This is a genomic window from Photobacterium aquae (genome assembly GCF_001029445.1).
Lineage (GTDB): Bacteria > Pseudomonadota > Gammaproteobacteria > Enterobacterales > Vibrionaceae > Photobacterium > Photobacterium aquae.
Map to the genome: position 1 here is coordinate 68681 of NZ_LDOT01000030.1, position 7185 is coordinate 75865.

At 44.6% G+C, this 7185-nt stretch carries 5 protein-coding genes; 3 read left to right on the forward strand and 2 right to left on the reverse strand.

The annotated features are described in order from the left end of the window. Window positions 1-94: 94 nt before the first annotated feature. Together ABT56_RS18690 and creD are read right to left on the reverse strand one after the other, a co-directional pair. On the reverse strand, window positions 95-535 hold the full coding sequence (locus tag ABT56_RS18690; RefSeq protein WP_047880425.1) for a ribosomal maturation YjgA family protein: 441 nt from the start codon (window positions 533-535) through the stop codon (window positions 95-97). Further along, window positions 522-1871, reverse strand: a complete 1350-nt coding sequence (gene creD / locus ABT56_RS18695) for a cell envelope integrity protein CreD (RefSeq protein WP_047880426.1) — start codon at window positions 1869-1871, stop codon at window positions 522-524. Before creD ends, ABT56_RS18690 begins: the two co-directional genes overlap by 14 nt. A gap of 295 nt (window positions 1872-2166) precedes the next feature. On the opposite strand from creD, the gene ABT56_RS18700 reads away from it, so the two are divergent. From ABT56_RS18700 to ABT56_RS18710, 3 genes are all read left to right on the forward strand, one after another. Further along, the gene (locus tag ABT56_RS18700) at window positions 2167-4602 is read left to right on the forward strand and encodes a M9 family metallopeptidase (protein ID WP_047880427.1); all 2436 of its coding nucleotides are present in this window, start codon (window positions 2167-2169) and stop codon (window positions 4600-4602) included. A gap of 527 nt (window positions 4603-5129) precedes the next feature. Beyond that, window positions 5130-5783 (forward strand): type VI secretion system-associated protein TagO, encoded by a 654-nt coding sequence (locus ABT56_RS23360; protein WP_053062561.1) that lies wholly within the window; start codon window positions 5130-5132, stop codon window positions 5781-5783. 345 nt (window positions 5784-6128) lie between these two features. After that, on the forward strand, window positions 6129-7130 hold the full coding sequence (locus tag ABT56_RS18710) for a hypothetical protein (RefSeq protein ID WP_047880428.1): 1002 nt from the start codon (window positions 6129-6131) through the stop codon (window positions 7128-7130). The last annotated feature ends 55 nt before the right edge of the window (window positions 7131-7185 follow it).

Genomic DNA, 7185 nt, shown 5'->3' on the forward strand with positions numbered 1-7185 from the left:
ATTTATAACACTCACAGCGTTTAACAGCGTCAGACGTTTCCCATTAGTCCAACATCAATATTTCCCAAAATATTCATTTAAAAACCATTGATAGTCAACGTACTAATGGCTTTTTATCCATGATTACGCACAACACACCACCAACGGAATAGGCAACAAGATCCCGCCAGTCAAATGTCGCGCCAAGAGCAATATGCAACGGTGATGATGGTTCAAGGCCAAGCCACTGTACAATTTTAAAATACTGTCCAAGCTCTACCATAAATGCTACCGATACCGTGGCGATAGCCAGTATTCTAGCCGGTAGATTAATAACAGAAGCAAAGAAATAATAAAGCCATATCACCACCAACACATCACCCAATGTCGGCCGTACAAAACTATCGCGAACATAGGCAGCAATAACCACTAAAACGAATAACATCAGCATACTGAGCAATGCATACTTCAATGAAAAACGAAACAGAGGCATGGTTACCGCTGAAGAGCCGCATACGCGGCTCTTGTTATTATATAATTCTTTAATTTTTAGCATCTTCACTTTTCTCGTTAGCAATCGCCTCTGATATTTTTTGGCTACGCTCATACCAGTTGATATTTCTGGTTAATACCATTACCAAGCTCAGAATAACAAAACATAGCAGCGTTCCCATCAACAACGCGTAGCTTTCAGCCTGAAGCAGGCCAAACAACATGGCATATAGCAACAACAAAGAAACCCCGAAAACCATGCCATGCTTGTTATTGCCCAGCATCCCGCCCACGTACACACTCAACAAACCCGTTGAAGCCAATGCCGAGATAACATAAGCCCAATTAAAGCCCATATGTTCACTCATCGAAATCAACAACAGATAAAACAAGGCCAACGCCAATCCCACAAAACCGTATTGAACCGGGTGAAGCGGACGAGCCTGAAACAGCTCTAGCAAAAAGAAACTGGCAAAAACCAACGTAATAACCAGCAGCGAATAGTTCACAGCGCGGTGTGACTTCAGATAGTGATCAACCGGATCAATCAAATCCACGCCCATTTGCCGCTGCTCTAGCTCATGGCATGATGACGCTGACGACATACAATTTTCAAACAGCTGAGAAATATTGGTCGAAAAGTTGTTGCTTGCCCATTGTGCCTTGAACCCGGTTTCAGATATCTCCGACGAGACAGGCAGGTAATCACCAATAAAACTTGGATGTGGCCAAGCCGATGCTAATTCAATATTCGTTCTGTTACCGATTGGCGTAACTTGTAATTCTCCCATCCCCTGCAGCAAAAAGTTCAGATCAAAATCCAGTGGCTGCGCGATATCTAACTGACTGAGGTCGAGCACACTATGAAAACCCTGTGGGAGCTGTTTCAAACCTGTACCGGGGATCAATTCAAATGCCTTGCCACCTAGCGTCATATCATCCAATCGAATTAACCCTCGGCTATCGCGGATACCAACAACCATGCTGGCCTTGGTGATCTCATATTGGCTAAGCGCATTCAACGGGGAGAGATCAAAGGTTCCCTTCAATGCTGTCTGGGCCTTATATAACCGCGCGCGATAAATACCTCGGTACTTTTCAAAGCTGTCTAAATGCGCGTTCATATCAAACGTTTCTGGCAAAATGAACTTACGGCGCTCTAGCAAATTAACTTTGCCTTCAATCCATACTGGCTCGTTATAGATAACACTAATAAAAGGGCCGATAATACGTTGCTCACCACTGCTACTACGGCCGATTTCGTGCCTCACCTCATCTTGGCGGTGCGAACGTTCGGAAATAAGCCCGCTGACCATAGATACCGGGATCTGCAACAACACAAACAAAAACAACACGAAACCAAACTTCGTGCCGAGTTGATTGTTGAATATTTTTTTCATTGTCCATTCTCCTTAACTGATGCCCATAATCTAAAGCAGCAACTTGGAGAACACATGGAGCCTATGTGGAGTTTGTATGGATTTCATGGCGTTTAATTCCATGATAAATAGATAATTAGTAACCTCTTTCAATACTCCTGTTCTTCCTGATATGGGCTCAACATAACCAAAATTTAGAGTAAATAGTCTATTTTTCTGAACTAACATCATAAATTTGATAATGCTAGTTGCACTTTATTGCATGCAAGGAATATAAAAACCCGCTTACACATATAAGTTACTAGTGAGTATTCCTATGTCTCATACCCGCCTCTTCCCTCGCCATCGTTTAGCGCTGGCTTGTATGCTTGCCAGTGTTTCCGGCTCCTCTTTTGCTCAAAGCCAATGTGATATTCCCGCTCTTCAGCAAACATCTGATCTTGTGTCTTCCGTTGCTGCCGCCGATTACGATTGCTACAGCGCTTGGTTCTCGGCCCCTGCCGATACGTTGAACGATATCTACAGCGAAGCGAATTTGAGCCGCATCCAGATCGCACTGGACCAAGAAATCACCCGTTACCGAGGTAACGCAGAAGAGGCGCGTAAACTAGAGAATCTCGGTGAGTTTATTCGTGCGGCTTACTACATTCGTTACAACGCGCAAGCCCCTGACTTCTCACAAGCACTGAGCCAGCGATTTGCCCAATCGACCAACGCGTTCCTTGCCAATCCCCATGCATTAGATCAAGGCATGGAGCAAGTCGGTGCGATGAAGAGCCTGACACTGATGGTAGACAACGTTAAGCAGCTACCGATAACAATGGACTCAATGCTGCAGGCATTGACGCACTTCAACCGCGAAACCGCACAAGACGGCCAGTGGGTAGACGGCTTGAACAACCTGTTCCGCTCAATGGCCGGGCATGTGATGAACGATGCATTTTACCGTTATATGGCCAGCCATACTCAGCATATCGACACACTGGCCGCATTCGCCCGCGACAATGCCTGGGCACTGGATACCGATGCGAGCTTCATCGTGTATAACGCGGTACGCGAAACCGGCCGCTTGCTCGCCAGCCCAGACAAAGCCACCAAGCAAAAAGCCCTGGCGGTAATGCAGCAGATCATGGCCAGCTACCCGCTAGGTAGCGATCATGACAAACTTTGGCTGGCCGCCGTAGAGATGATGAGCTTCTATGCACCGGAAGGCCTGAATGGGCTGGATGTCGAACAGGCCAAGCGTGATCTTGCCGCTAACGTACTGCCGAACCGTTATGACTGCCAAGGGCCTGCCATCATCCGCTCACAAGATTTGACCGATGCACAGGCACTAGAAGCATGTAACGTACTGGCCGCAAAAGAAGCTGATTTCCATAAAGTCGCCAATACCGGGCAGCAACCGGTCGCAGACGACAACAACGACCAAGTGGAAGTGGTTGTGTTTGCCAATAATGGCAGCTACGTGGATTACTCCTCCTTCTTGTTTGGCAACACAACAGACAACGGTGGCCAATACCTAGAAGGCAACCCAGCACAAGCAGGCAATATGCCGCGCTTTGTGGCCTACCGTTACGCCAATGGCGAGGATCTTTCGATCCTCAACCTAGAGCACGAATACACCCATTATCTGGATGCCCGCTTCAATCAGTACGGCTCGTTCAATGACAACCTTGCCCACGGCTACGTTGTTTGGTGGCTGGAAGGCTTTGCTGAATACATGCATTACAAGCAAGGCTACGAAGACGCGATTAACCTGATCGCCAATGGCAAAATGAGCCTGTCCGATGTGTTTGCGACCACCTACTCTCACGATACCAACCGTGTCTATCGCTGGGGCTACCTAGCCGTACGCTTCATGCTGGAAAACCATCCACAAGACGTTGAGAGCCTGTTGGCGCTCTCCCGTTCGGGCCAATACGCTCAATGGGCACAGCAGGTACAGCAGCTAGGCAAACAATACAATGCGGAGTTTGACCGTTGGCTGGATACCGTGACAAGTACCAGCACACCAGAGCAGCCTAAACCGAATCCAAACCCGAACGAGCCAACCGGGCCTTCTGATCAGGTAACGATGCTAACTGCCAACCAGAGCATTGTGCTAGGTGGAAAGGCATACAGCGAGCAGTTGCTCTATGTGGATGTGCCAGAGAAAACCACTCATTTCAACGTCACCATTCAAGGCGATGGCGATGCCGACCTTTACATGAGCTACGATAAAGAAGCGCATTACTACGACTATGAGTTCAGCCAATACGGCAATGGCAGCAACGAAGCCGTTACGTTTGAAACCGACGCTTCAGGCTACATCAAACCCGGCAGATACTTTATCAGCGTCGCCGGCCGTGCCGACTTCAACGCGGTAACCTTAGTCGCATCGGTAGAGACAGAGACAACAACGCCGCCGGCACAGAGCCAAGACGATTTAGCGCCTGTTATGCTGGAATCGGGCCAAGCTCAAAACCTCACCGTGCACCAGCAACGCTACGCGGCCGTTTATGTTCCGCAAGGTGTTGAAGAAGTGCGTGTATGGCTGACAGACAAAAACGGCGATACGGATAACGGTAACGTTGAGCTCTATGCCAGCCACAACAACTGGCCAACGCCAGAGGAGCATGAGTATGTCTCGAACTACTGGGGCAGCAATGAATACCTCCAAATTCCAGTCACCGAAGCTGGCTATCTGCATTTTTCGCTCACCGCAGAACCACAACAAGGGGATGAGGTCGAAATGCTGGTGTACTTCCACTAAGCACTAATTACTAAGTAACGAAAAGCCGGGCATAACACTGTCCGGCTTTTTATTTCGCCCAATATCAATCCCCTGCCCGGCTCAACTCTCGAAAAGCCTAGCGATGACGCACAAACCATTAACTGTATGCATTCATGGTTTTAATGAAGCCGCTAAAAATGGCCAGCATTGATCTGCTAATAAAGAGACCACAAATGCTCGCCATTCCCATAACAGATATAGATAAGACATTGATATTATAATGAATTAACTCTTCCACTTGGTATTAACGAGGTCTCATTAATACCGAATGCTCGCTTTGCCCAAGCAAAAAGCAGCCATTAAGCAACAATGATTTTATGCAACCTATTGACTTAAAAGGATGCTGATAAGAAAATCATGTGCAATTAAGCGTGTATTAGGCTGGGGAAAGCGAGCATGCTGTTTAATACTGTTATAGCTCTAAGTGCATAATAGTTGGTATTTTATTATGCTATTCGATAAAAATAAGCTTTATATCTTTGTTACGTATTTTATTGAGGTTTAATGTGAAAAAGAGCTTAGTGGCAGTACTTGGCTTAGTCGTTGCTGTTCCTTTGGGCCTGTTTGGTTATGGATACAAACAGGGTCAACAAATGGGAGAAATCGGCTCGTCAAAAATAGCAGCAGGTTTAATTGCTTTGTCGATGAACCCTGTTAGTCAAGCAGGCTTTAAATCCGGATATCAAAAAGGGCTAGCTAAGAAACAGGAATTAGATGAATGGAGCAAAGAATATTTTGGTCCTTGGGTAGGGTGGTCATCTAAAGATAAAATAACCGACTTTGAGAACTATTACTTAGTAAATGAAGGCGATATTGGTCCCCACAGAGAAAAAGCTTCTCTTACTTTGCGGTGTTTAAACGATAAGACAGAAGTCTACATTAAATGGGGCAGCTACCTCATTGGTGACCGTAATGATCGATTGAATGTCACTCATCGAATTGACTCGGCTAAAGCAGTAACCACAGATTGGATTATTTCAACTGACAAAGAAGCATTCTTTTATAACGGTAAGGATATTGGTTTTATCAAGTCAATGATTGGCTCGAAAAAGTTAGTCGTTCAGTTTAATGATCGAACGACAAAAACAGTTAGCTTTAACTTGGACAAACTTGATGAGAAAGTTCAACCTTTAGCTAAAGCTTGTAACTGGAAGGTATAACCGGGTACACGAGCTATAACACATATGAGCCTTTGGTGTGTCAAGGGGTAAAGCGGTCCCCCTATCCATACATCGGTTAACCTGAGTAAGTACTATTCAAAGAGAATGGCAGGCGGCAAGTTGGCAAAGAATGTGAGTACCTTTTCTCGAGATATTGTTTTGTGGTTCAGGGGATTGCCTCTGGTATCCTCGCCGTGGATACTGAAAGAATGTTTAGCTAAATCGATGTTATAGATAATATGTGACATGGTGGCCTCCGAACGTTTTTTACTCAGACTCACCAAGTGTGGCAGAGTCTGGATGAGGGGAAGTCCATGTCATTCGTTATATGAATGGAGGTAGTCTATGAGTTTCCTGATCTATTTAGATCAAAATACATTGAGTGATTTGCGCCAACGAAAAATAGATGAGTCTCAAAATGACCTATTCATACTACTTAAACATGTTCTCAAATCTGAACAAATAACGGTCGTTTATTCTCATGTTACTCTTGATGAAATTTTGCAAATTTCAAAGGCTGAATATCGCAAAGAACATATCGATATTCTAGCTGAATTAGATGCTAAATATATTGAGCCATTACAACGTACACTTAGCAATCAAGAACCAGAAAATATATGGTGTGCACATCTAGAAAACAAACAATCAAATGAAGACCTCGGTATTACTGCTCTAATGGAGGTTAGTCAGTTATCCTCTCGTAAAATTTCGGGGTTACCAGTTGATGAAAGTTTTTCCGAAATCAACGAGAAGTTAAAGGTGAACTTGAGTACTTTAATTTCTAATTGTGAAGCGCAATTGGCTTCGATTGGCATCGAAAAGCTTGATGAACCGTTAAGAAACTATTTCGTAAACATGCAAAGTCAACTGGATGAGTTGAGAGTAAAATCGTCCTCGTTGCAAGCACCTGATATTGCTAGTGAGCAACAATTAGGTCCTCAGCAATTTAGAGATATGCCAGAGATTAAAGCCTTAGAAGTAAAAAATCTTGAGGTCGAGCATGTGGTACATGCTATTGAAGCGACGTTTAAATTGGAAAATAGTAGTTTTGATCTTACAGATTACTTCGAGGACACACCGCAAACTGCTGTTGCGCGTGCATATAGTCTAATGAATTGGGCTGGTTATTACGCAGATGATTTTACCAAAACCAAAAAGGGTAAAGATCGTTTCAATGCTTCAAGTAATGATATGCAACATGCAGTGTCAGCTTTGGGGGTAAGCTTTTTGATTTCAAATGACATAAACTTTATCAAAAAGGCTAAAGCGTGCTTCGCATACGTGGATTGTTCGACAGTAGTGTGTAATCCGCAAGAGTTCATTGATAAGCATTGCAACTTCGTATAACAAACGACTATGGCGTCAATAGCTAATTTCTGGTTATGTTTTCGTTCCACATGAC